This window comes from Salipiger thiooxidans (genome assembly GCF_900102075.1).
GTDB classification, from domain to species: domain Bacteria; phylum Pseudomonadota; class Alphaproteobacteria; order Rhodobacterales; family Rhodobacteraceae; genus Salipiger; species Salipiger thiooxidans.
This window is the reverse complement of sequence record NZ_FNAV01000002.1, coordinates 126,461-149,171: the sequence shown is the minus strand read 5'-3', so window position 1 is coordinate 149,171 and position 22,711 is coordinate 126,461. Positions and strand designations below refer to the sequence as shown.

The 22,711-nt window shown below is 67.4% G+C and carries 20 protein-coding genes and 1 riboswitch; of the genes, 14 read left to right on the top strand and 6 right to left on the bottom strand.

What is annotated here, in order from left to right; translation table 11 throughout:
* Positions 1-8: 8 nt before the first annotated feature.
* The 6 genes from BLQ77_RS02980 to BLQ77_RS02955 all read left to right on the top strand — a co-directional run bounded on the left by BLQ77_RS02980 (position 9) and on the right by BLQ77_RS02955 (position 6,816).
* Positions 9-1,100, top strand: coding sequence for a BMP family ABC transporter substrate-binding protein (locus BLQ77_RS02980; protein ID WP_089955214.1), 1,092 nt, complete (start codon positions 9-11; stop codon positions 1,098-1,100).
* Complete coding sequence (locus BLQ77_RS02975) at positions 1,101-2,609, top strand: ABC transporter ATP-binding protein (protein ID WP_089955211.1); 1,509 nt, start codon at positions 1,101-1,103, stop codon at positions 2,607-2,609. It begins immediately after the preceding gene.
* Positions 2,606-3,679: an ABC transporter permease gene (locus tag BLQ77_RS02970; RefSeq protein ID WP_089955208.1), complete on the top strand. Its 1,074-nt coding sequence runs from the start codon at positions 2,606-2,608 to the stop codon at positions 3,677-3,679. The genes BLQ77_RS02975 and BLQ77_RS02970 overlap by 4 nt, the downstream gene beginning before the upstream one ends.
* On the top strand, positions 3,676-4,587 hold the full coding sequence (locus BLQ77_RS02965; RefSeq protein WP_089955206.1) for an ABC transporter permease: 912 nt from the start codon (positions 3,676-3,678) through the stop codon (positions 4,585-4,587). Before BLQ77_RS02970 ends, BLQ77_RS02965 begins: the two co-directional genes overlap by 4 nt.
* Positions 4,588-4,649: 62 nt before the next feature.
* Positions 4,650-5,570 (top strand): PHP domain-containing protein, encoded by a 921-nt coding sequence (locus tag BLQ77_RS02960; protein WP_089955203.1) that lies wholly within the window; start codon positions 4,650-4,652, stop codon positions 5,568-5,570.
* A gap of 121 nt (positions 5,571-5,691) precedes the next feature.
* The gene (locus BLQ77_RS02955) at positions 5,692-6,816 is read left to right on the top strand and encodes an alpha/beta hydrolase (RefSeq protein ID WP_089955199.1); all 1,125 of its coding nucleotides are present in this window, start codon (positions 5,692-5,694) and stop codon (positions 6,814-6,816) included.
* Here BLQ77_RS02955 and BLQ77_RS02950 read toward each other — a convergent pair.
* Positions 6,753-7,721 carry a hydrogen peroxide-inducible genes activator gene (locus BLQ77_RS02950; protein WP_089955195.1) on the bottom strand — a complete coding sequence of 323 codons (969 nt, stop codon included), beginning with the start codon at positions 7,719-7,721 and terminating at the stop codon, positions 6,753-6,755. The two genes, BLQ77_RS02955 and BLQ77_RS02950, sit on opposite strands and share 64 nt — an antisense overlap.
* 174 nt (positions 7,722-7,895) lie before the next feature.
* Between BLQ77_RS02950 and katG the strand changes: the two genes are divergently transcribed.
* The 7 genes from katG to nrdF all read left to right on the top strand — a co-directional run bounded on the left by katG (position 7,896) and on the right by nrdF (position 16,350).
* Positions 7,896-10,070, top strand: coding sequence for a catalase/peroxidase HPI (katG, locus tag BLQ77_RS02945; RefSeq protein WP_089955192.1), 2,175 nt, complete (start codon positions 7,896-7,898; stop codon positions 10,068-10,070).
* Positions 10,071-10,243: 173 nt separating this feature from the next.
* Positions 10,244-10,594 (top strand): hypothetical protein, encoded by a 351-nt coding sequence (locus BLQ77_RS02940; RefSeq protein ID WP_131821983.1) that lies wholly within the window; start codon positions 10,244-10,246, stop codon positions 10,592-10,594.
* A 101-nt stretch (positions 10,595-10,695) separates the two neighbouring features.
* Positions 10,696-12,048: a PepSY-associated TM helix domain-containing protein gene (locus tag BLQ77_RS02935; RefSeq protein ID WP_008883698.1), complete on the top strand. Its 1,353-nt coding sequence runs from the start codon at positions 10,696-10,698 to the stop codon at positions 12,046-12,048.
* Between the two features lie 128 nt (positions 12,049-12,176).
* Positions 12,177-12,368, top strand: a riboswitch (cobalamin riboswitch).
* A gap of 101 nt (positions 12,369-12,469) precedes the next feature.
* The gene (gene nrdH / locus BLQ77_RS02930; protein WP_089955186.1) at positions 12,470-12,694 is read left to right on the top strand and encodes a glutaredoxin-like protein NrdH; all 225 of its coding nucleotides are present in this window, start codon (positions 12,470-12,472) and stop codon (positions 12,692-12,694) included.
* A gap of 8 nt (positions 12,695-12,702) precedes the next feature.
* A complete protein-coding gene (nrdI, locus tag BLQ77_RS02925; protein WP_089955182.1) occupies positions 12,703-13,116 on the top strand; it encodes a class Ib ribonucleoside-diphosphate reductase assembly flavoprotein NrdI in 414 nt (137 codons plus the stop codon).
* A complete protein-coding gene (gene nrdE, locus BLQ77_RS02920; RefSeq protein WP_089955180.1) occupies positions 13,101-15,224 on the top strand; it encodes a class 1b ribonucleoside-diphosphate reductase subunit alpha in 2,124 nt (707 codons plus the stop codon). Before nrdI ends, nrdE begins: the two co-directional genes overlap by 16 nt.
* A 151-nt stretch (positions 15,225-15,375) precedes the next feature.
* On the top strand, positions 15,376-16,350 hold the full coding sequence (nrdF, locus tag BLQ77_RS02915; protein WP_008884045.1) for a class 1b ribonucleoside-diphosphate reductase subunit beta: 975 nt from the start codon (positions 15,376-15,378) through the stop codon (positions 16,348-16,350).
* Between the two features lie 118 nt (positions 16,351-16,468).
* Here the strand turns inward: nrdF and BLQ77_RS02910 are convergent, their stop codons facing one another.
* Genes BLQ77_RS02910 through ectA form a run of 4 tightly spaced genes read right to left on the bottom strand, consistent with a single transcriptional unit; the run spans position 16,469 to position 20,172 of the window.
* Positions 16,469-17,899, bottom strand: coding sequence for an aspartate kinase (locus tag BLQ77_RS02910; RefSeq protein ID WP_089955176.1), 1,431 nt, complete (start codon positions 17,897-17,899; stop codon positions 16,469-16,471).
* A gap of 3 nt (positions 17,900-17,902) precedes the next feature.
* A complete protein-coding gene (locus BLQ77_RS02905) occupies positions 17,903-18,295 on the bottom strand; it encodes an ectoine synthase (protein ID WP_089955170.1) in 393 nt (130 codons plus the stop codon).
* 6 nt (positions 18,296-18,301) lie between these two features.
* The gene (gene ectB, locus BLQ77_RS02900) at positions 18,302-19,576 is read right to left on the bottom strand and encodes a diaminobutyrate--2-oxoglutarate transaminase (RefSeq protein ID WP_089955167.1); all 1,275 of its coding nucleotides are present in this window, start codon (positions 19,574-19,576) and stop codon (positions 18,302-18,304) included.
* Positions 19,577-19,635: 59 nt separating this feature from the next.
* Entirely contained in the window at positions 19,636-20,172 is a 537-nt protein-coding gene (ectA, locus tag BLQ77_RS02895; RefSeq protein ID WP_008883608.1) for a diaminobutyrate acetyltransferase, read from the bottom strand.
* A 270-nt stretch (positions 20,173-20,442) separates the two neighbouring features.
* Here ectA and BLQ77_RS02890 point away from each other — a divergent pair, with 270 nt between their 5' ends.
* The gene (locus BLQ77_RS02890) at positions 20,443-20,940 is read left to right on the top strand and encodes a MarR family winged helix-turn-helix transcriptional regulator (protein WP_008884378.1); all 498 of its coding nucleotides are present in this window, start codon (positions 20,443-20,445) and stop codon (positions 20,938-20,940) included.
* A 33-nt stretch (positions 20,941-20,973) separates the two neighbouring features.
* Here BLQ77_RS02890 and BLQ77_RS02885 read toward each other — a convergent pair whose 3' ends face one another.
* Positions 20,974-22,575, bottom strand: coding sequence for an AfsR/SARP family transcriptional regulator (locus tag BLQ77_RS02885; protein WP_008885508.1), 1,602 nt, complete (start codon positions 22,573-22,575; stop codon positions 20,974-20,976).
* Between the last annotated feature and the right edge of the window lie 136 nt (positions 22,576-22,711).

Here is a 22,711-nt window from a genome sequence, read left to right as displayed (position 1 = left end):
AGACATCGATGACCACTCTGAACCGCCGCAGATTCCTGCAGACCTCCGCCGCCACCGGCCTCGCCGCCGGTCTTCCCGGGCTCGCCCACGCGCAGGACCCGCTGGGCATCGCGCTCGTCGTGCCGTCGCCGGTGGGCGAGGTGGGCTGGTCCCACGCGCTTGCCATGGGGCTTGAGCCGATCAAGGCCGAGTACGGCGATGGCGTGAACATCACCATTCTCGAGAACATCCCCGAGGGCCCGGACGCCGACCGCATCATGAACAAGGTGGTCTCGGACGGTACCAGGGTTCTGGTCGCCGGCAGCTTCGGCTACCAGAACGGCGCCATGCAGATCGCCCGCCGCAACCCCGACGTCACCGTGCTGCACGCCTCGGGCTTCATGGTCGCACCGAACTTCTCGCCCTTCGCGGCGAAGTACTTCCAGGGCACCTACCTGATGGGCATGGCCGCCGCGGCGCTGTCGAAAACCGGCAAGCTGGGCTCGGTCTCGGCCTTCGCGATCCCCGAACTCATCACCTCGATCAACGCCTTCGCGCTGGGCGCGCAGTCGGTCAACCCCGACGTCGAGGTCTCGGTGGTCTGGGTCAACTCCTGGTTCGACCCCGCGCAGGAGCAGGACGCCGCCAAGGCGCTGCTGGCGCAGGGCTGCGACGTCATCTTCTCGAACGCGCAGGACACGCCCTCGGTGGTCTCGGTCTGCGAGGAGGCGGGCGCCTACGTCTTCAACCTCAACTCGTCGATGAAGGCCAACGCGCCGAACTTCTACCTCGGCTGCGTCGAGACCGACTGGTCGCCGTTCTTCGTCGAGTCGGTCAAGGCGCACATGGACGGCACGTTCGAGGGCCGCAACGCCTTCCTTGGCGTTGAGGACGGAGTGGTGAAGATCGTCGACTGGAACCCGGACATCCCCGCCGAGACCAAGGCGAGGATCGACGAGACCGCCGCCGGCATCGCCGACGGCTCGTTCCATCCGTTCACCGGCCGCATCGTCAGGCAGGACGAGACGGTGGGCGTAGAGGACGGCGAGACGCTGTCCGACGAGGCGATCGTGTCGATGGACTGGCACGTCGCCGGCGTGACCACGCCGCTGCCGAAGTAGATGTCGCTGCTCTCGCTCAGGGGGCTGAGCAAGTCCTACGGGACCGTGCGGGCCAACCGCGGCATCGACCTCGATGTCGCGGAGGGCTCCATCCATGCGATCCTGGGCGAGAACGGTGCCGGCAAGTCGACGCTGATGAAGTTGATCTACGGTGTCGAGAGCCCCGACGAGGGCGAGATCTTCTGGCAGGGGGACAAGGTCTCCCTGTCTTCACCTGCCGAGGCAAGATCGCGCGGCATCGGTATGGTTTTTCAGCATTTTTCCCTGTTCGAGACGTTGACGGTCGTCGAGAATATCTCGCTGATCGTGCCGGGCCGGAAGGCCGAGCTCACGTCGCGCATCCGCGAACTCGGGCGCGACTACGGTCTCGAGGTCGACCCGGCCGCGCATGTGCATGCGCTTTCGGTGGGCGAGCGCCAGCGGGTCGAGATCATCCGCTGCCTGATGACCGACCCGAAGCTCCTGATCCTCGACGAGCCGACCTCGGTGCTGCCGCCGCAATCGGTGGAGAAACTCTTCGAGACATTGCTGAAACTGCGCGACCGGGGGGTGTCGATCCTCTTCATCTCGCACAAGCTGGAAGAGATCCGCTCGATCTGCGACCACGCCACGATCCTCCGCGACGGCGCGGTCACCGGCAACGTCGACCCGCGCGAGCACGACGCGCATGACCTTGCGCAGATGATGATCGGCCGCGACATGCCCGCGCCCAGGCCCTTCGAGGCGCGCGCGCCAGGGCCGGTGATGCTCGAACTCGCGGGGCTTGATTGCCGGCCCGACGACCCGTTCCAGATTTCGCTGAAGTCGGTGAGCCTGCAGCTTCACGCGGGCGAGATCCTCGGCATCGCGGGGGTGTCGGGCAACGGGCAGGGCGAGCTTGCCCGGCTGATCTCGGGCGAGACCCGCCGCCACCCAGAGGCCCGGGCCGAGGTCATGATGATGGGCCAGCCGGTGGGCCATCTCGGTGCCGCTGCCCGCCGCAAGCTGGGCTTTGCCTTCGTGCCCGAGGAACGGCTCGGACGCGGTGCCGTGCCCGAGATGTCGCTGGCGGACAACACGCTGCTCACCGCGCACCGGCTGGGGCTGGTGAAGCGCGGGCTCATCGACCGGCGCGCCGAAGAGGCCTTCACCGCGCGCTGCATCGCCGACTACGACGTGCGTACGCCGGGGCCGCAGGCCGAAGCCGGGGCGCTGTCGGGCGGCAACCTTCAGAAGTTCATCGTGGGCCGCGAGATCGAGCTCGGGCCGAGACTGCTGTTCGTGGCGCAACCCACGTGGGGCGTCGATATCGGGGCGGCCACCGCGATCCGGCGCAAGCTCGTGGACCTGCGCAACGCGGGCACCGCCGTGCTGGTAATCTCCGAGGAGATCGAGGAACTGTTCGAGATCTGCGACCGCATCCAGGTGATCCGCGAGGGCCGGCTGTCGCCCTCGCTCGACGTGTCCGAGACCCGGGTCGAGGACGTGGGCCGCTACATGATCGGCGCGGAAGAGAGGGCGCGGCCATGATGGGCTACCGGATGATCCGCCGCACCACCGCCTCGCGGCGCATGGCGGTGCTGGCGCCGCTGGCCGCGCTGCTGGCCGCCATCGTGCTGAACTTCGTGCTCTACCTGCTGATGGGCAAGGACCCGGGCGCGGTGTTCTACGCCATGCTGCTCGAGCCCTTCATCTCGTGGAATTCCTTCGCCGAGGTGCTGCTGAAGATGACGCCGCTTCTGCTCATCGCGCAGGGGCTGGCGATCGGCTTCCGCGCAAAGGTCATCAACATCGGCGCCGAGGGGCAGTTCGTGCTGGGCGCGATCTTCGCCTCGTCGGTCCCGGTCTGGTTCCCGCAGGCCACCGGCTGGTGGCTCTGGCCGCTGATGCTGCTGCTGGGGGCCATCGGCGGCGCGCTCTGGGCCGCGCTGCCGGCATTCTGGCGGGTGCGGCTCAACGCGTCGGAAATCCTCGTGACGCTGATGATGAACCTGATCGCGGCGCAGCTTCTGGCCTACCTTCTGGTGGGGCCGTGGAAGGATCCGATGGGCTTCAACTTCCCGCAGACGGTGATGTTCCAGTGGGACGCGATGGTGCCGACGCTCTTCCCCGGGACGCGGGTCAACGTGGCGCTGATCCTCGCGCTGGTCTGGTCGGTGCTGGCCTGGGTCTACATGCAGCGCAGCTTCCAGGGCTACCAGCTGGTGGTCGGAGGCCTCGCCCCCCATGCCACCGCATACGCGGGCTTTTCCGAGGGCCGAGCGGTCTGGCTGTCGCTGCTGATCGGCGGCTTCGCGGCGGGGCTCGCGGGCGCCGCCGAGGTCGCGGGACCGCTCGGCCAGCTCCAGCGCGGCATCGCCTCGGGCTACGGCTACGCGGCGATCATCGTGGCCTACCTTGGCGGGCTGCACCCGGTGGGTATCGTGTTTTCCTCGCTCTTCATGGCGGCGCTCTACATCGGCGGCGACAACGCCATGGTCTCGGCCGGGCTGCCGGCTTCGGCGGTCGAGGTGTTCCAGGGCTCGCTGCTGGTCTGCTACCTCGCCGCCATCGTGCTGGTCCGCTACCGCTTCGCCCGACCGGCGGAGGTCGCGGCATGAGCGCGCTCTCCTTCATCCTGGCCGGTATGCTCGCTGCCGCCATGCCCTTCCTGCTGGCGGCACTGGGCGAGCTGGTGGCGGAGCGCTCGGGCGTGCTGAACCTCGGGATCGAGGGCATGATGGCCCTGGGTGCGGTCGTGGCCTTCATCGTCGTGCGCCACAGCGGCGGCCACGCCATGGGCTTCGTGGCGGCGGGGCTCGCGAGCGCGGCGCTCTCGCTGGTCTTCGCGTGGCTGGCGCTGGCGGTGCGGTCGAACCAGGTGGCGGCAGGGCTCGCGATCGGCATCCTGGGGCAGGGGCTCTCGGCGCTGTTCGGCAAGGGCTACGAGAGCCTGACCGTCCCCGGTCTGCCCAAGCTCGCAATCCCCGGCCTGTCCGACCTGCCGGTCATTGGCGGGCTCTTCGCGCAGGACGCGGTGGTCTGGCTTGGCCTGCTCGGCACGCTGGCGATCTGGGCGGCGATGCGCTTCACCAAGCTGGGACTCGTGATCCGAGCGGTGGGCGAGAACCCCCACGCGGCCCGGGCGCTCGGCTATCACGTGATCGGCATCCGCTACGGGGCGGTGGCGTTCGGCGGGCTGATGGCGGGCTTCGCGGGCGCCTATGCGGCGACGGTCTACACCCCGCTCTGGGCCGAGGGCATGATCGCGGGCCGCGGCTGGATCGCGCTGGCGCTGGTGGTCTTCGCCACGTGGATGACGGGCCGGGTGTTCTTCGGCGCGGTGCTCTTCGGGGCGGTGTCGCTGTCCCAGCTCGCGGCGCAGGCAGGGGGCGTTGCGCTCAGCTCGCAGCTGCTGGCGAGTTTACCCTACATCGTCACCATCCTTGTGCTGGGGGTGATTTCGGCCAACAAACGGCTCCTGAAGATCAACGGCGTGGCCTCTCTGGGCGAACCTTTCGGCCCCTGAGCCTGTCACGAAACCGTCGCCCGGCCACGATACCCGGGGCCAAAGACACAGGAGACACGCGCATGGCGCTTTCGGCCTTCACCGCAAGGGGGCGCTTCTGGCGCGGCAACCTGCACACCCACTCGACGTTGTCCGACGGCTGCCTCGCGCCGGAAGAGGTGTGCCGCCGCTACGCCGCCGAGGGCTACGACTTCCTCGCCCTGACCGATCACTTCATCGGCCAGTTCGGCTATCCCATCGCCGACACGCGGCCCTACCGCTCGAACAGCTTCACCACCATCCTCGGCGCCGAGCTGCACTCGGGCGCGATGCAGAACGGCGAGCTCTGGCACATCCTCGCCGTGGGCCTGCCCGAGGATTTCCGCGCCCCCAACGCGCCCGGTTTCGTCCCCGTCGAGGGGCAGGAGACGGGCCCCGAGCTTGCCGCCCGCGCCCGCGCCGCCGGGGCCTTCGTGGCGATCGCGCATCCGCAATGGTCGGGGCTGACGCTGGATGACGCGCGCAGCATCGACGCCGCCCACGCGGTCGAGATCTACAACCACGGCTGCGCCACCGGTTGCGACCGCGCGGACGGCGCGCATACCGCCGACCTGCTGCTATCCGAGGGGCGCCGCCTGAGCCTCATCGCCACCGACGACGCGCATTTCACCGAGCCCGACCATTTCGGCGGCTGGGTCATGGTCAAGGCCGAGGCCAACCACCCCAAGCTGCTGCTCGAGGCGCTGAAGCGCGGCGATTTCTACTCGAGCCAGGGGCCCGAGCTGCGTGGCGTCCTGCTGGGCGACACCAGCGTGCGGGTCGAATGTACCTCGGTGGTGAGCGTGATCGTGCAGGGCCACGGCTCGGCGGCGGTGGCGCGTCACGGCGAGTCGATGACCGTGGCAGAGATCCCGCTCGAGCGGTTCCGCAACAGCCCGTGGCTGCGCGTCACCGTCATCGACCGCGCCGGAAAGCGGGCGTGGTCGAACCCGATCTGGCGCTGATCGCGGCGGTCAGCCCTCCGCGCACGCCGACCGTGCGCGGCCCCGCGCCGCAGCCAACCGGCTTCCGGAGGTTGCGGCAAGCGGGTATCAAGCTCGCGACCGAGGTCACCGGAGCAGGCACATGGCGAAGAGCATGAACAGGCAACCATCGCGGACCGGGGCGGTCCTGCGAGCGGCGCTCCTGCTGCTGGCGCTGGCCTCCTGCGCACCGCGTCCGGACACCTCGGCGCTGGTCCCGGTCGCGCGCCCCGAGGGCGCCGACGTGGTCCGCGTCTACGTCGCCACCACGCGGGCGCCGCTGGCGCCGCCGTCCATCGGCTTTTCCTCCCAGCCGTCGCTGGCGGTGAGCTATCGCTACTACGACATCTCGGTGCCGACGACCCCCTCGGCGCGCGAGGTGTTCTGGAACGACGGCACGCCGGACCCGAAGCAGGATTACCTCGTGGTGGGCACCGGCGCGCTCGACCGCAGGTCGTTCCTTGCCGAGACCGGACGCGCGGTGGCGCAGAGCCCCTCGTCCGAGCCAACGGTCTTTGTCCACGGTTTCAACTACCGCTTCGCCGAGGCGCTGCTGCGGCTGGCGCAGTACAGCAAGGAGGCGGGGATGACCTCGCCGCCGATCCTGTTCTCGTGGCCGTCCAAGGGGCACCCGCTGGAATATGTCGCCGACCGGCAGGAGGCCGCGCTGTCGCGCGATGCGCTGGCGGACCTCATCGTCGATCTCGACCCGCAGCGCGGCCGCACCCTGCTGGCCTCGCATTCCATGGGAAGCTGGCTCACCATGGAGGCGCTGCGCACGCTGGCGCTGCGCGGCGAGGACCGGGTGGTCAACAACGCCGAGGTCGTGCTGATCGCCCCAGACATCGACGTGCTGGTCTTCCGCGAGCAGCTCTCGGCGCTGCCCGATCTCGAGACGCCGATCTCGGTCATGGTCTCGAAGGACGACCGCGCGCTGCGGCTCTCGTCGCGGCTCGCTTCGAAGCGGCCTCGGCTGGGGGCGGTGGACGTCGAGAACCCCGTTGCGCTCGAGCGGGCGCTGGAATCGCAGGTGCGCATCGTCGACATCTCGACGCTGCCGGCGGCGACCGCCATGCTGCATGACCGCAGCCACGAGCTCGCGCGGCTCTACCAGACGCTGCGCAAGGACGGCGGCACCATCGAGTCGGTGACCGTGGCCGGAGCCTACGTTCTGGATTCGCTCGGCAATGGGCTTATCGACGTCGGGGCCTCGCTCACCGGCAACTGATCGGCGGCGTCGCGGCGCTGCAGCCCGGCGTCGCGCACGATGGCGGCGATCTCGCGCAGCTGCGCGGCCAGCGGGTTGGAGCGCCGCCAGACCATGCCGACGGTGCGCCGGGGCCGGGGCTCGGGCAGGCGGGCGAGCGAGACCTGCGCCGAGCGCGTCTCGATCGGCAGCGCCATCTCGGGGATCAGCGTGATGCCGATGCCCGCGCCCACCATCTGCACCAGCGTCGAGAGCGAGCTGCCCTCCATCAGGTCGCGGCTGACCGAGGGCGAGAGCTTGCAATAGGACAGGGCCTGGTCACGGAAGCAGTGGCCCTCCTCGAGCAGCAGCAGCCGCATCTCGTGCAGCATGTCCGGCCGCGGCACCGGCTTGCGGGCGTCCTGAGCGGCGCGCACCAGCACGAATTCCTCGTCGAATAGCGGCACCTCCTCGAGCGAGGGTTCCGAGATCGGCAGGGCGACGATGGCGGTGTCGAGCCGGGCGTCGAGCAGGTCGCGGATCAGGGTGCCGGTGACCGCCTCGCGCGGGCGCAGGTCGAGCCCCGGGTAGCGGTCGGTCAGCGCGGTGATGACGGCGGGCAGCAGGTAGGGCGCGACGGTGGGGATGACCCCGATCCGCAGCCGGCCCGCCAGCGGCCCCTGCGAGGCGCGGGCGAGATCGCCGAGGTCGTCGACGGCGCGCAGGATTTCGCGCGCGCGGGTGGCGAAATCCTCGCCAAGCGTGGTCAGCCGGATCTGCCGGGCGCCGCGTTCCACGAGCGGAGCGCCGATGATGTCCTCGAGTTCCCGGATCTGCATCGACAGCGCCGGCTGGCTGATCGCGCAGACCTCGGCGGCGCGGCCGAAGTGGCCGACCCGGGCGAGGGCCTCGAAATAGCGGAGGTGTTTCATCGACAGAGGTATCATAAGCACTGCTTATCGGATGTTTAAGAAAATGCAATTGGGAATGATGAAACTCCGATGGTAGAACGATTCTAGGTTGGCAGAGGGGGCCAGCACACATGACGCGATACATCGTCATGCTACGGTCGCCTCAACGAACCTAATGAGAATTGCTTGGAGCGAGTCCCGGAGGACATCATGGACGGAAACAACGTGGGTGGGGGCAAATGCCCCGTGATGCACGGCAGCCAGACTGCCATGGGCAAATCGGTGATGGATTGGTGGCCGAACGCGCTGAACCTGGACATCCTTCACCAACATGACACCAAGACCAACCCGATGGGCCCGGACTTCGATTACCACGAAGCCCTGAAGTCGCTCGACGTCGAGGCGCTGAAGAACGATCTGCGCGCGCTGATGAACGAGAGCCAGGAGTGGTGGCCGGCCGACTGGGGCTCGTACGTGGGCATGTTCGCCCGCGTGGCGTGGCACGCCGCGGGCTCGTATCGCCTGGCCGACGGCCGTGGCGGTGGCGGCACCGGCAACCAGCGCTTCGCGCCGCTGAACTCGTGGCCGGACAACGTCAACACCGACAAGGGCCGCCGCCTGCTGTGGCCGATCAAGAAGAAGTACGGCAACAGGATCTCCTGGGCCGACCTGATGATCCTGTCGGGCACCATCGCCTATGAGGTGGCCGGCCTGAAGACCTTCGGCTTCGCCTTCGGTCGCGAGGACATCTGGCACCCCGAGAAGGACGTCTACTGGGGCGCCGAGAAGGAATGGCTCGCGCCCTCCGACGGCCGCTACGAGAGCGTCGACGATCCCTCGACCATGGAAAACCCGCTTGCCGCTGTGCAGATGGGGCTGATCTACGTGAACCCCGAGGGCGTCAACGGCAACCCCGACCCGCTGAAGACGGCCGCGCAGGTGCGCGAGACCTTCGCCCGCATGGCCATGGACGACGAGGAGACCGCCGCGCTGACCGCGGGCGGCCACACCATCGGCAAGTGCCACGGCAACGGCGACGCGGGCTTCCTCTCGGCCGATCCCGAGATGGCGGGCGTCGAGTATCAGGGCATCGGCTGGATGAATACCAAGGGCCGCGGCGTCGGCCGTGACACCGTGGTGTCCGGCATCGAGGGCGCCTGGACCAGCGAGCCTACCAAGTTCGACATGGGCTGGTTCGACATGCTCTTCGGCCACGAGTGGGAGCTCAAGAAGTCGCCCGCCGGTGCCTGGCAGTGGATGCCGGTCTCGATCGACGAAAAGGACATGCCGGCGGATGTCGAGGATCCCTCGATCAAGACCATGCCGATCATGACCGACGCCGACATGGCGATGAAGATGGACCCGGCCTACAACGCGATCTGCCAGAAGTTCATGGCGGACCCGAAGTACTTCGAGGACACCTTCGCCCGCGCCTGGTTCAAGCTGACCCACCGCGACATGGGCCCCAAGGCACGTTACTTCGGCCCGGATGTGCCCTCCGAGGACCTGATCTGGCAGGATCCGATCCCCGCCGGCTCGACCTCCTACGACGTCGCCGCTGTGAAAGCCAAGATCGCCGCCGCCGGGCTGTCGCTCACCGACATGGTCTCGACCGCATGGGACAGCGCCCGTACCTACCGCGGCTCGGACATGCGCGGCGGGGCCAACGGTGCGCGCATCCGTCTCGCGCCGCAGAAGGACTGGGAGGCCAACGAGCCCGCCCGTCTCGCTGCGGTGCTGGCCAAGCTCGAGCCGATCGCGGCCGAGACCGGTGCCTCTGTCGCCGACGTGATCGTTCTGGCGGGCAACCTCGGCATCGAGCAGGCCGCCAAGGCGGCGGGCTTCGACATCGAGGTGCCCTTTGCGCCGGGCCGCGGTGACGCGACCGACGAGATGACCGACGCGCCGTCCTTTGACTCGCTCGAGCCGCTCGCCGACGGGTTCCGCAACTTCCAGAAGGCCGATTACGTGGTGAGCGCCGAGGAAATGCTCCTCGACCGCGCACAGCTGCTCGGCCTGACGGCGGCGGAGATGACCGTGCTGCTCGGCGGCATGCGCGCCATGGGCACCAACTACGGCGGCTCGAAGCTGGGCGTGTTCACCGACCGTGAGGGCGCGCTGACCACGGACTTCTTCGTGAACCTGACCGACATGGCCTACAGCTGGGTCCCGGTCGCGGACGGCACCTACGAGATCCGCGAGCGCACCACCGGCGCGGTGACGTTCACCGCCTCGCGCGTCGATCTGGTGTTCGGCTCGAACTCGGTGCTGCGCGCCTATGCCGAGGTCTACGCCCAGGACGACAACGCTGAGAAGTTCGTGAAGGACTTCGTGGCGGCCTGGACCAAGGTGATGAACGCCGACCGCTTCGACATCGCGGCCTGACGACGGCGCGCCGGGGCGTCTGTCCCGGCAGCTTCAAGCAACATCGGACCCCGCATGGCGCTGGCCGTGCGGGGTCTTTTCATGGCCAGACGGGGCAGGGCGCGCTGCGCCGATGCGCCGCACGGCTGCGAACGCAGCTTCCGATGCCGCCCGCGCCGTGGCATAGCGAGGGGATGCTGCAGCGCCTCCTGTCCCTCTTGCCGGCCGTCCTGCTTGCTGTCGCCCTCGCGGCGACCGGCGTGACCTCGGCCGGGATGATGGCGCCGGATGCGGATGCCGTGGCCTTCGCGCAGTTCGAGCACGCCCATGGCGCCGTGCAGGGCGATCTCTGCGGCAAGAGCCATGGCCACGATCACCACTGTCCCTTCTGTCACGGCCTGCCCGAGGCGGCGCTGCCGCAGCCGGAGGACGCGCAGAGCCTGCTGCTGCCGCATGACGGCTGGCGGCGGATGCGCGACCTGCATCGTGCGGCGCAGGCCCGCAACCCCAGTCACGCCCCGAGAGCCCCTCCGCAGCGCGCCTGACGGCATCCCGCCGTCCCCGCGACCGGACCCGGCCCGCGGCGCCCCGCCGCCGGGCCTCTCTCGTATTGCCCGCGCCTGACGCGGCCCATCGGACTGGACACATGACCGAAACCCCCAACCGCGCGGCCGGTGCCGCGCTCTATCGCGCTGTCTGGCGCTGGCATTTCATCGCCGGGCTGGTGATCCTGCCCTTCGTGCTGATCCTCGCCGTCACCGGCGGCATCTATCTCTTCAAGGACGAGATCAACGACGCCGCCTACACCCGGCTGCGCCTCGTCGAGGCGGGCAGCACGCAGCTTGCGCCGTCGCAGATCACCGCCGCGGCGCTCGAGGCGCATCCCGGCACGCTCTATTCCTACGCACCGCCCGCCGCCGCCGACCGCAGCGCCGCGGTCGGCATCCGTGGCGAGGACGGGCTCAAGGATACCGTCTACGTCGATCCCTACAGCGGCACGGTGCTCGGCCATCTCTGGGACGGCGGAGCCGCGGGCAGCCCCGCCATGTACGTGGTGCGCAAGCTGCACTCGCTGGAATACGTCGGATGGTTCGGCAACCGCCTGATTGAGCTCGCCGCGGGCTGGATGGTGCTGCTCGTGGGTACCGGCATCTACCTGTGGTGGCCGCGCGGGCGAAAGCTCGGCACGGTCTCGATAAAGGCCAGCCGCGGCCGCCCGTGGTGGCGCGACCTGCACGCGGTGACGGGGATCTACACCGGCGCCTTCATCGTCTTCCTCGCCATGACCGGCCTGCCGTGGTCCGGCGTCTGGGGTGGCAAGTTCTACGACTACGCCTATGCGCTGGGGCTGGGCATGCCGGACGGCTACTGGTCGGGCAAGCCGGTCTCGACCGTGCCCGTGGGGGACGTGGTGAATCGCGCGCCGTGGATCATGGAGAAGCAGCCGCTGCCGCTGTCGGGCGACTCGGCGGGCGTGCCGCAGGCGCTCGACTCGGTGGTGGCCACGGTCGAGGGGCTGGGACTCGTGCCGGGCTACGCGGTGTCGATGCCGAACGGTCCCGATGGCGTGTTCACCGCCTCGGTCTATCCCGACGACATCTCGGACGAGCGGGTGATTCACCTCGACCAGTACAGCGGAGAGGTGCTGTATGACGCGGGTCTCGCGGATCTGGGCGCGCTCGGATGGGCGGCGGAGTGGGGCATCAGCATCCACATGGGGCAGGCCTGGGGCCTCGCGAACCAGCTCGTACTGCTGGCGGCCTGCGCGGCCATGGTGATGCTCTGCGTCTCGGCCGCGATGATGTGGTGGAAGCGCCGCCCGTCGGGCGCGCTCGGCGTGCCGCAGGTGCCGGCGGACTGGCGAATCCCGCGAACGCTGCTTCTGATGGCAGTGGCGGCGGGGATCTTCTTCCCGTTGGTCGGTTTGTCGATGCTTGTGCTTGCCGCCGTCGAAATCGTGGTGCATTTGTCACGCCGCAGGCGCCTGCGCGCGGCCTGAGAACAGGGCTGCCCGGCAGCCCTGCCGGGCGCCTTCCGCCGCCGCAAAGCCGGGCAGGGCGGCCCACTCCTTCACCAAAATTCCGGCTTTTCAGAAACACCATGTTGACGTCCCTGCACGTGTCGTATCTAAATGTAGGTGCTTCAGGTGTCGGGGGAGTCGCCTCCTCCGGTGAAGAGGGAAGCCGGTGAAACTCCGGCGCTGCCCCCGCAACTGTCAGTGGAGAGCACGGCCCAAGATGCCACTGGGATCATCCCGGGAAGGTGGGCCGCTGCGGTGATCCGCGAAGTCAGGAGACCTGCCTGGAGCATGGATTTGACCGCGAACGGAGGGTTCGGGGCGTGTCGGCGGAACGGGCGGTGCCCGTTGCGTGCGCGTCGCCTGTTCCCTTCACGAATGAGACAGGACAGAGGACGCCGCCATGACCATCATCGTCTATTCCAAGCCCGCCTGCGTGCAGTGCACCGCGACCACCCGTGCGCTGGATGCACGCGGTCTGCCCTATGATGTCGTGGACCTGACCGAGGATGCCGCTGCGATGGCCCGCGTCACCGAGCTTGGCTACCGTCAGGCGCCGGTCGTCATCGCAGGCGAGAACCACTGGTCGGGCTTCCGTCCGGACATGATCGGGCGTCTCGTCTCCTGAGCACGACCATGGCGGGGCTGCTCTACTATTCGTCGCGCAGCGGCAACACCGACCGTTTCGTCGCGCGGCTTGGCCGCGCGGCGTTGCGCATCCCGGTGTCGCCTTCCGAGCCGATGCCCGAGCCCCCCGCCGACTACGTGCTGATCTGCCCGACCTACGCCGACGGCGAGGGTCGCGGCGCGGTGCCCAAGCAGGTGATCCGTTTCCTCAATGACGCCGGACGCCGTGCCGGGCTGCGCGGGGTCATCGGCTCCGGCAACCGCAATTTCGGAAAGACCTACGGGCTCTCCGCCGACATCATCGCCGCGAAATGCGGCATCCCGCTGCTCTACAAGTTCGAGCTCGCGGGCACCGACACCGATATCGCCCGCGTGAACGACGGGCTGACTGCTTTCTGGGGATCCCGATGCTTGACCGCCTGACCGACGGCCTCGACTACCACGCGCTGAACGCGATGCTGAACCTCTACGACGCCGAAGGCCGCATCCGCTTCGACGCGGACCGCATGGCGGCGCGTCAGTACTTCCTGCAGCACGTGAACCAGAACACGGTGTTCTTCCACTCGCTCGACGAGAAGCTCGATTACCTCGTGGAGGAGGGCTACTACGAGGCCGAGGTGCTCGACGCCTACCCGCGTGAGTTCCTGCACGCGATCTGGGACGCCGCCTTCAAGCGCAAGTTCCGCTTCCCGACCTTCCTCGGGGCGTTCAAGTACTACACCTCCTACACGCTCAAGACGCGCGACGGGAAACGTTTCCTCGAGCGCTACGAGGACCGCGTCGTCATGGTGGCGCTGACGCTGGCGCGCGGCGACCAGGCGCTGGCGATGTCCTTCATGGAAGAGATCGTCACGGGCCGCTTCCAGCCCGCCACGCCGACCTTCCTCAACGCCGGAAAGAAGAGCCGTGGCGAGCTGATCTCGTGCTTCCTGCTGCGGCTCGAGGACAACATGGAAAGCATCGGCCGCGGCATCAACTCGGCGCTGCAGCTCAGCAAGCGCGGCGGCGGCGTCGCGCTCATGCTGACCAACATCCGCGAGCACGGCGCGCCGATCAAGGGCATCGAGAACCAGTCCTCGGGCGTGATCCCGATCATGAAGCTTCTCGAGGACAGTTTCTCCTACGCCAACCAGCTCGGCGCGCGTCAGGGGGCAGGGGCGGTCTATCTCAACGCCCACCACCCGGACATCCTGCGTTTCCTCGACACCAAGCGCGAGAATGCCGACGAGAAGATCCGCATCAAGACGCTGAGCCTCGGCGTGGTGATCCCCGACGTGACCTTCGAGCTCGCCAAGCGCAACGAGGAGATGTACCTCTTCTCGCCGCATGACGTCGAGAAGGTCTACGGCGTGCCGTTCTCCGAGATCTCGGTCACCGAGAAATACGCCGAGATGGTCGCCGACAAGCACATCCGCAAGAAGAAGATCAACGCCCGCGCCTTCTTCCAGACGCTGGCCGAGATCCAGTTCGAGAGCGGCTATCCCTACATCATGTTCGAGGACACGGTGAACCGGATGAACCCGATCGCGGGTCGCATCACCATGTCGAACCTCTGCTCCGAGATCCTGCAGGTGAACGAGGCCTCCGAGTTCAACGAGGACCTGAGCTATTCCCGCATGGGCACGGACATCTCGTGCAACCTCGGCAGCCTCAACATCGCGCGCACCATGGACGGGCCGGACTTCGGCGCGACCATCGAGACCGCGATCCGGGCGCTGACCGCCGTCTCCGAGATGTCGTCGATCGAGTCGGTGCCGTCGATCCGCAAGGGCAACGACGAGAGCCACGCCATCGGCCTCGGCCAGATGAACCTGCACGGCTATCTCGCCCGCGAGCACGTCCACTACGGCAGCGCCGAGGGCATCGAGTTCACCTCGGTCTATTTCGCCGCCGTGGCCTATCACGCGCTGCGGGCCTCCTGCGCGCTGGCGAAGGAGCGGGGCGAGACCTTCAAGGGCTTTGCCGACAGCGAGTACGCCTCGGGCGCGTTCTTCGACAAGTACACGAGCCGCGACTGGCTGCCCGAAAACGCCCGCGTGGCCGAGCTCTTCGCCGACGTCACCCTGCCGACCCGCGACGACTGGGCGGCGCTGAAGGCCGACGTCATGGCGCACGGGCTCTACAACCGGAACCTGCAGGCGGTGCCGCCGACCGGGTCGATCAGCTACATCAACAACTCGACCAGCTCGATCCACCCGATCGTGTCGAAGATCGAGATCCGCAAGGAAGGCAAGATCGGCCGCGTCTATTACCCGGCGCCGTTCATGTCGAACGAGAACCTCGAGTACTACCGCGACGCCTACGAGATCGGCCCCGAGGCGCTGATCGACACCTACGCCGCGGCGACCGAGCACGTCGACCAGGGCCTGTCCCTGACGCTGTTCTTCCCGGCCGAGGCGACCACGCGCGACATCAACCGCGCGCAGATCTACGCTTGGAAGAAGGGGATCAAGACGATCTACTACGTGCGCCTGCGCCAGACCGCGCTGGAAGGCACCGAGGTCGAGGGCTGCGTCTCCTGCACGCTGTGACCGCGGCCTGCGCCGCCGGCGCCGGGATGACGACGATCCGAGGAAAGACGAAAGGGGCGGCCGCACCCCTTTCCGGACAGGATGCAAGGGGCGCCGCAGCGCGCCTCGGAAAGAACGAGGGCCGGCTGGCCCGAAGAAGGGACGATCCGCGATGAAGGACACGATCAACGCCCCCGCCGTGCCGCGGGCGATCAACTGGAACCGGCTGCAGGACGACAAGGATCTCGAGGTCTGGAACCGCCTGACGGTGAACTTCTGGCTGCCCGAGAAGGTGCCGCTGTCGAACGACGTGCCGTCCTGGGCGACGCTGACCCCCGAGGAGCAGCGGCTCACCATCCGGGTCTTCACCGGGCTGACGCTGCTCGACACGATCCAGAACGCGGTCGGCGCGCCGGCGATGATGCCCGACGCCCAGACCCCGCACGAAGAGGCGGTGCTGACCAACATCGCCTTCATGGAAGCGGTGCACGCGCGCAGCTACTCGTCGATCTTCTCGACGCTGTGCTCCACCCGCGAGGTTGACGAGGCCTTCCGCTGGTCGGACGAGAACCCGCACCTGCAGGCCAAGGCCCGCGCCATCCTCGGGACCTACGCGCCCGGCGCCGACCCGCTGAAGCGCAAGGTGGCGAGCGTCTTCCTCGAGAGCTTCCTGTTCTACTCGGGCTTCTACCTGCCGATGTACTGGTCGAGCCGCGCCAAGCTCACCAACACCGCCGACCTGATCCGTCTGATCATCCGCGACGAGGCGGTGCACGGCTATTACATCGGCTACAAGTTCCAGCGCGCCATGGAGCGCGAGACGGCAGAGCGCCGGCAGGAGCTCAAGGACTATGCCTTCGGCCTACTGTTCGAACTCTACGAGATCGAGGGCCACTACACCGAAGAGCTCTACGACGATCTCGGCCTGACCGAAGAAGTGAAGAGCTTCCTGCACTACAACGCCAACAAGGCGCTGCAGAACCTCGGCTTCGAGGCGCTGTTCCCGCCCGAGGCCTGCGAGGTCAACCCGGCGATCCTCGCGGCGTTGAGCCCCGACAGCGAGAACCACGACTTCTTCTCGGGCTCGGGCTCGTCCTACGTGATCGGCCGCGCCGTGGCGACCGAGGACGACGACTGGGATTTCTGATCCCGCGTCTGGTCCCGCCACCGATTCCGCCTTCGATCCCTGGGCCTTCGGGCAAGGCACAAAAAAACCGCCCCGCGCGATGCGGGGCGGTCAGTTCGGGTCGTAGGCGTGCCGCGCTTCAGGCGGCTTCGCGAAGATCAGGGGCGGCTTCGCCCTCGATGAAGGTGCGGTGCAGCGCCTTGATGACCGGCTTCAGGATGTCGCGCTCGAGAATGAACTGGACGTCCACGTTGCGCGGTCCCTGGGTGGCGCCGATCGCCTCGAGCCCTTCGCCCGCGATGGCCACGAGGCCACGCTGCAGGCAGGACAGCCCGTTGAGATCGCGCCCCACCACCGAGGCCATGGCCAGCGTCCGCGACGAGATCCGCGCCGACGGGTAGAGCCTCTCGATATCCTTCTCCACGCGGCGCATCAGCTTCAGCGACGCATCCACGTAGTGGGTGATGGTGTTGGCGTTCGACACTTTCGACACGATGCGCACGCCATGGCGTGTCAGCACGTCGAGGATCGCCGCGTCGTAGCCCTTCACGCCGACCATGTCCTGTTCGAACACTTCCAGCGCGATGATGTCGAGCCCGGTGACGATCTCGACCGCGGAGTGGTCCGCCGGCTGGTCGTCGATCAGCGTGCCCGGATCGTTCGGCTCGAACGCGTTGGTCACGCGCAGCGGCACGCAGGCCTGGCGCAGGGTCTTGGCGGCCTTGGGGTGGATCGCCTCCATCCCGAGGTTCGACAGCTGGTCGGCCACGTCGTAGTTGGTCCGGCCGAGCTTGCGCACCGCGTCCTGACCCACGAGGTTGGGATCCGCCGACGAGAGGTGGAACTCCTTGTGGATGATCGCCTCGCGCGCCTGCGTCAGCGCTGCCATGTGCGAGAAGGTGACCTCGGAATAGCCGCGGTCGAACTCGCGCATGAGCCCTTCCTTGCACTGGGCGTAGCCTGTCACGATGGGCATCTCGGACATCGGGTCGACGCCTTCGAGCGCGCCGAGGATGCGTTCCTCGAGCGTCACGTCGCCGTCGCCGCGCCAACCGCTGAGATCCACCAGCCGGGCATCGACGCCAGCGCGCTGAAGCATCAGCACGGTGACGAAGGCCGAGTGTGCCTCGCCGAGACCGGAGAGCAGCTCGCGGGTCTGCAGCATGTGCTCGGACAGCCGGAAGTGCCCGTAAGAGCAGACGCGGGCCAAGTCGATCAGGCAGTTGCGCGCACCGTCGATGCGGGTACGCACGAAATCGGTCGCCTGCTGGATGTCGCCGGGGTGATCGAGCACCGAGCTGTGGGCGTCGATCATCGCGTCCGCCACGCGGTTCAGCGCGTCGTGCCAGCCGTGCGAGTTGTCGCTCTCGGCGAACTGCCCGTAGACGCCGGGTTCGCCGGTCTTCTTGTGCTCGAGCAGCAGGTTGGTGATGCCGCCGAACGCGGACACCACGAAGATACGGCCATAAAGCTCAGGCCCCTCGCGACCGCCGATCAGCAGCGTGTCGCGCAGTTCGTTGAGGCGGGACATGGACGTTCCGCCGATCTTTTCAACCGTATGTTCTGCCATGGCTTACGCCACCTCCTCGGCCGGCGCGTAGGAGCCGTCCTCGCGGTGCACCTCGTTGCCGGTGACCGGAGGGTTGAAGCAGCACGCCATGTGCAGCTCTTCCTCGGCGCGCAGGATGTGCTTGTCGTGCAGGTTCAGGGCGTACATGACGCCGGGCTTGATCTCGTGCGTCTCGCCGGTGGCGATGTCGGTGATCGAGCCCTTGCCCTTCATGCAGTAGACGCTCTCGAAGTGGTGCTTGTAGTGAAACGTGTGCTCCGAGCCCGCCTCGAGAATGGTGATGTGGAAGGAGAAGCCCATGCCGTCCTGCGCCAGCAGCATCCGGGTGGAGGTCCACTGGGCGTCGGCCACGTGCTTGTCGGTTTTCTTGAGGTCGTTGAAGTCGCGAACGATCATGATGATTTACTCCGCTGCAATCTTGCTTGTTTCGGTGAGGGCGGCACGGGTGGCGTCGCGCAGGATCTCGAAGCCCTTCGCGAACTGCTCGTCCGTGGTGGTCAGCGGTGCGAGGACCTTGACCACCTCGTCATGCGCGCCCGATGTCTCGATGATGAGCCCTCGCTTGAACGCCTCGGCACAGATCTCGGAGGCAAGCTCGCCCGAGCCCACGTCGACGCCGCGCATGAGACCGCGCCCCTTGAGGCGGGCGCCATCGACCATGTCGGCAATCGAGGTGAGGCCGATCTCGACGATGCGGGCCTTCTTCTTGAGCTCCTCCTGGAAGGCATCGTCCTTCCAGAATTTCTCCAGCGCCACGCGGGCGGTGACGAAGGCGTGGGTGTTGCCGCGGAAGGTGCCGTTGTGCTCGGCCGGCTTCCAGATATCGAGCTCCGGCTTCACCAGCAGGGCGGCGAACGGCAGGCCCATGCCTGACAGCGATTTCGCCAGCGGGATGAGGTCCGGTTCGATACCGAACTCCTCGAACGAGAAGAACGTGCCGGTGCGGCCGATGCCCGCCTGGATGTCGTCGGCGATAAGCAGCGCGCCGTGCTTCTTGGCGAGCCTGGCAATGCCTTGCATCCATTCCTTCGACGCGGCGTTCAGACCGCCTTCGCCCTGAACCGGCTCCACGATGAAGGCGGCGGGGGCGTCGAGGCCCGAGGACGGGTTGTCGAGCATCCACTCGATCTGCTTCAGCGTGTCGGTGTCTTCGCCGAAGGCACCGTCATAGGGCAGGTGGGTGACGCCCTGCAGGGGCATCGCACCGCCGCCGCGCTTGCCGGAATTGCCGGTCGCGGCGAGCGCGCCCATGGTCATGCCGTGGAAGCCGTTGGTGAAGGCCACGATGTTGTGGCGGCCCGTCACCTTGCGGGCGAGCTTCATGGCGGCCTCGACGGCGTTGGTGCCGGTCGGGCCGACCATCATCACCTTGTGGTCCATGCCGCGCGGCGCGAGGATGATGTCCTCGAAGGCGGTCAGGAAGGCTTCCTTCTGGTCGGTGTGCATGTCGAGCCCGTGGGTCACGCCGTCGGCACTGATGTGCTCGATCAGCGCGGCCTTCATGTCGGGGTCGTTGTGGCCGTAGTTCAGCGACGAGCAGCCGGCGAGAAAGTCGATGTACTCGCGGCCCTCTGCGTCGGTGAGGATCGAGCCGCTGGCCTTCACGAAGCTGGTCGGGAAGCTGCGGCAGTAGGAGCGCGCTTCGCTTTCGCGGCGCGTGTAGATGTCGCGTGTCATGAGACGTCCTTTCGTCTTCTGATGTCGGGGTGTCGGCGAAGAGGGGGTGGTGGCGCGCCTCAGGCGGCGCGCAGCACCTCGGCCTCGTCGCGGGGCAGGCTGATCGTCACCATGTGCTCGGTGTCGTGCTGCCCGTCAAAGTGGACTTCCTTCTCGTAGTGGGGTTCGTCCGTGAGCTCGCCGCCGATGTCGCGGGCAAAGCTGCGGAACAGGCCCCAGGACGCATCGTTGTCCTCGGTGATGGTGGTCTTGAGGTGATCGGCGTCCGCGCATTCGTCACGGTTGGCCAGATGCGAGAGCATCTTCTTGCCAAGGCCAAGGCCGCGGGCCTTGGGGCTCACCGCCACCTGCCACACGAAGAAGGCGTCCTTGTTGGGGATCAGGTGACCCGAGATCCAGCCGACGACATCTCCGTCGAGTTCCGCCACCACGCAGGTGTCGCGGAAGTGCTCGGCCTGCACGATGTTGCAGTACATGGAGTTCTCGTCGAGCGGCTTGCACGCGCGCACCAGTTCCCAGATGGCGGCGCCATCGGTGGCCTCGGGCTTGCGGAGAAGGAGCGATTCCTTCCGGGTCGTGAAGCTGTCTTTCGGCATCGGGTCTCGTTCCCTTTCGGTTCCTTTGGTTGGTAAACTAGTCAAAGCAGGGTAAAGTTTCAACAGCCAAAGTATTTTTCGACACTTTCTCGCTGATCTTATGTTAATAGGCTGTAATATAGCCAGTATTTTCTCGTTCTTGAAAACATTCTGCAAAGCATTATCCTTAGGGAAACGAAGAAATCGCGGGAGATGCTTAGTCAGTTGAAGTATTTCCCGTTCCATGCAAACAAAGGCCCTTCACCCCTGAACGTATGAGGCGTTGGTCCGATGGATCGAACGGATGACAGCTTGATCGCCCTGCGGCGCATATTGCGAGCCACCGAGCTCTATGAACGTGACCTGGCCAATGCAGCCGGGGTGACGCCGGCCAAGCTGCGCGTCATGCAGATCGTTCATGCGCGTGGCGGCACGGCGACGCCCAAGGCGCTGGCCACCCAGATGGGGGTGACGCAGGCGACGATTACCGGGCTTGTCGACAAGCTGGTGAAGGACGGGCTTGTGCACAGGGCCCAGTCCAGCCTGGATCGCCGTCAGGTCAACGTCGTCTTGAGCGAGCGCGGGGGAGAGACCCTGCACCGCGCTCCCGATGCGCTGCAACAGCGCTTCGTGCGCGAGTTCGAGCGGCTCGAGGACTGGGAGCAGGCGCAGCTTCTGTCGTCGCTGGAGCGGGTCGCGGCCATGCTAGACGCCCGCGACCTCGACGCCTCGCCGGTGTTGACCACCGGCGCCATCCACGCCGACAAGCCCGAGAAACGCCCGGCCTGAAAAATCCCGGCCTGAGCGGCCCTCGCGCGCAGCTCAGAGCAGTGCGCGGATCGGCTCGAGCAGCCCCTTGTTGCGCAGCGTGCGCACCGGGTAGTTCTCGTCGTTGACGATGCGGTCGATGGTGAAGCCGGGCTCGATCTTGGCCAGCTTCACGGCGGTGGCCTGCGCCTTGTCGAGCTGGTTCTCGAGCGCGTAAAGCGCGAGCAGGTGCCGGTGCGCCGGTCGCGAGAGCGGCGCCGCGCGGGCGGCGGCCTCGCCTGCCTCGATGGCCTCCTGCGGGCGGCCGCCGGCGATGGCGATGATGCAGTGCCCCATGTCCCACCATTGCTTGAACGGCGAGCTGCGGGCGATGGCCCGGGCCCGGGCCGAGGCGTCGAAGGCGGCGCTCACGTCGCCTTTCATCATGTTGGCCTCGGCCAGCGATTTCCACGCAAAGGCGGACGCCGGGTTGCGGGTGACCGCGGTTTCGGCCAGCTCAAAGGCTCCGGCTGCGTCGCGCTGCGCGGTGCCGCGCACCTTCGAGATCAACGCCTGCACCAGCGCGTTGCCCTCGCTTTCCTCCATGGCGCGGTAGTTCAGCGCGATGGCTTCCTCGCGCAGCGCCTCGCGGTCGTCCTCGAGCAGCTCCATCAGCTGGATCATCCGCACCATGCTCGACCACGCGAGGTAGATGCCGTTGCCGTCGAGCTCATGCGCCTGCCTGAGCAGCGAGTAGGCCTCGCGCAAGGCGTTTCGCTCGAAGCTGAACATCCGGTACATGCTGAGACGCGAGAGCGCGGTGGCGCGGCTTTCGGGCCGGCTGCTGTCGAGCACCTGCGGCAGCTTGCCGATGATCACGTCGGCGGCCTCGAACACCAGCCGCGACATCGCCTCGTCCGGGTTCAGGATGTCCTCGAGATGGCGGATGGTCTGCAGCTTGGAATGCAGGATCCGCCCGGTCGGCAGGTGCATGCCCTTGACGAAGACGGTGTGGCCGTCGCTGGTCTTCATGATGTCGCAGGACAGCGACAGGTCGCTGACCGGCAGGTCGGCGGGGCAGTCCGGGTCGTTGGCCTGCCGCCAGGCGCGGATCTGCTCGGCGATGTTCTCGCCGATCTGGTTGGCGAGCACGTCGGCCATGATGACGCCGGCGCCGCCGTCGGGCGCGGAGGCACGGCAGTTGATGAGGATGCCCTTGGCCTCTTTCGGCGTCGCCTTCGACAGCCGGGCCTGCAGGTCGGCGCGCTCCATCCGGAGCCATTCCTCGAATTCGGGGTCGCGCGCGTCCAGCCCCTCGAGCAGCTCGGTCCGGAGATCGAGCGGCAATCCGTCGTCGTGCAGGTCCACCGTCACCCGCGACACGTCGAGAGACACCGAGCTGCGGTCGGCCATCAGCGCGTCGGCGTCCTCGCCCAGTGCCGTGCGCAGCTTGCTCAGCGCCTGCCGCAGGTTGGCGCTGGCCTGTTCGGGGCCGAAGGTGCTCCAGAGCTTGTCCTCGAGCCAGCGCCGGGGGCGGGCCATCTCGGGGCTGAGCGCGAGCAGCGCCAGCAGCGCCTGGTTCTTCGCGCCTTTCGGAGTCACCTGTAGCCCTTCGGCCGACTGCACGCGCAGCGGGCCGAGCACGGAAATCCGGATCAGAGGAGCGCAGTCGCGCATTCGGTGTCCCCGCGCAGGAGGCTACGTTGTGACGCAACGGTAACATTGGCTCCCCGCGACGGCAACTGGCGTGAATTGTCCGTGAATATTTCCCGGTCCGCGCGATAAGCTTTTGACGGGGTCGGCGGATTTTTGC

Excerpts from the sequence above, each read along its gene's own strand:
- nrdF (WP_008884045.1), top strand. The coding sequence starts at position 15,376 with ATGAAGGACACGATCAACGCCCCCGCCGTGCCGCGGGCGATCAACTGG.
- nrdH (WP_089955186.1), top strand. The coding sequence starts at position 12,470 with ATGACCATCATCGTCTATTCCAAGCCCGCCTGCGTGCAGTGCACCGCG.
- ectA (WP_008883608.1), bottom strand. The coding sequence starts at position 20,172 with ATGCCGAAAGACAGCTTCACGACCCGGAAGGAATCGCTCCTTCTCCGC.
- BLQ77_RS02910 (WP_089955176.1), bottom strand. The coding sequence starts at position 17,899 with ATGGCAGAACATACGGTTGAAAAGATCGGCGGAACGTCCATGTCCCGC.
- BLQ77_RS02935 (WP_008883698.1), top strand. The coding sequence starts at position 10,696 with ATGACCGAAACCCCCAACCGCGCGGCCGGTGCCGCGCTCTATCGCGCT.
- BLQ77_RS02965 (WP_089955206.1), top strand. The coding sequence starts at position 3,676 with ATGAGCGCGCTCTCCTTCATCCTGGCCGGTATGCTCGCTGCCGCCATG.
- ectB (WP_089955167.1), bottom strand. The coding sequence starts at position 19,576 with ATGACACGCGACATCTACACGCGCCGCGAAAGCGAAGCGCGCTCCTAC.
- BLQ77_RS02970 (WP_089955208.1), top strand. The coding sequence starts at position 2,606 with ATGATGGGCTACCGGATGATCCGCCGCACCACCGCCTCGCGGCGCATG.
- BLQ77_RS02885 (WP_008885508.1), bottom strand. The coding sequence starts at position 22,575 with ATGCGCGACTGCGCTCCTCTGATCCGGATTTCCGTGCTCGGCCCGCTG.
- BLQ77_RS02975 (WP_089955211.1), top strand. The coding sequence starts at position 1,101 with ATGTCGCTGCTCTCGCTCAGGGGGCTGAGCAAGTCCTACGGGACCGTG.
- nrdI (WP_089955182.1), top strand. The coding sequence starts at position 12,703 with ATGGCGGGGCTGCTCTACTATTCGTCGCGCAGCGGCAACACCGACCGT.
- BLQ77_RS02980 (WP_089955214.1), top strand. The coding sequence starts at position 9 with ATGACCACTCTGAACCGCCGCAGATTCCTGCAGACCTCCGCCGCCACC.
- BLQ77_RS02950 (WP_089955195.1), bottom strand. The coding sequence starts at position 7,721 with ATGATACCTCTGTCGATGAAACACCTCCGCTATTTCGAGGCCCTCGCC.
- BLQ77_RS02890 (WP_008884378.1), top strand. The coding sequence starts at position 20,443 with ATGGATCGAACGGATGACAGCTTGATCGCCCTGCGGCGCATATTGCGA.
- BLQ77_RS02955 (WP_089955199.1), top strand. The coding sequence starts at position 5,692 with ATGGCGAAGAGCATGAACAGGCAACCATCGCGGACCGGGGCGGTCCTG.
- katG (WP_089955192.1), top strand. The coding sequence starts at position 7,896 with ATGGACGGAAACAACGTGGGTGGGGGCAAATGCCCCGTGATGCACGGC.
- BLQ77_RS02940 (WP_131821983.1), top strand. The coding sequence starts at position 10,244 with ATGCTGCAGCGCCTCCTGTCCCTCTTGCCGGCCGTCCTGCTTGCTGTC.
- BLQ77_RS02960 (WP_089955203.1), top strand. The coding sequence starts at position 4,650 with ATGGCGCTTTCGGCCTTCACCGCAAGGGGGCGCTTCTGGCGCGGCAAC.
- nrdE (WP_089955180.1), top strand. The coding sequence starts at position 13,101 with ATGCTTGACCGCCTGACCGACGGCCTCGACTACCACGCGCTGAACGCG.
- BLQ77_RS02905 (WP_089955170.1), bottom strand. The coding sequence starts at position 18,295 with ATGATCGTTCGCGACTTCAACGACCTCAAGAAAACCGACAAGCACGTG.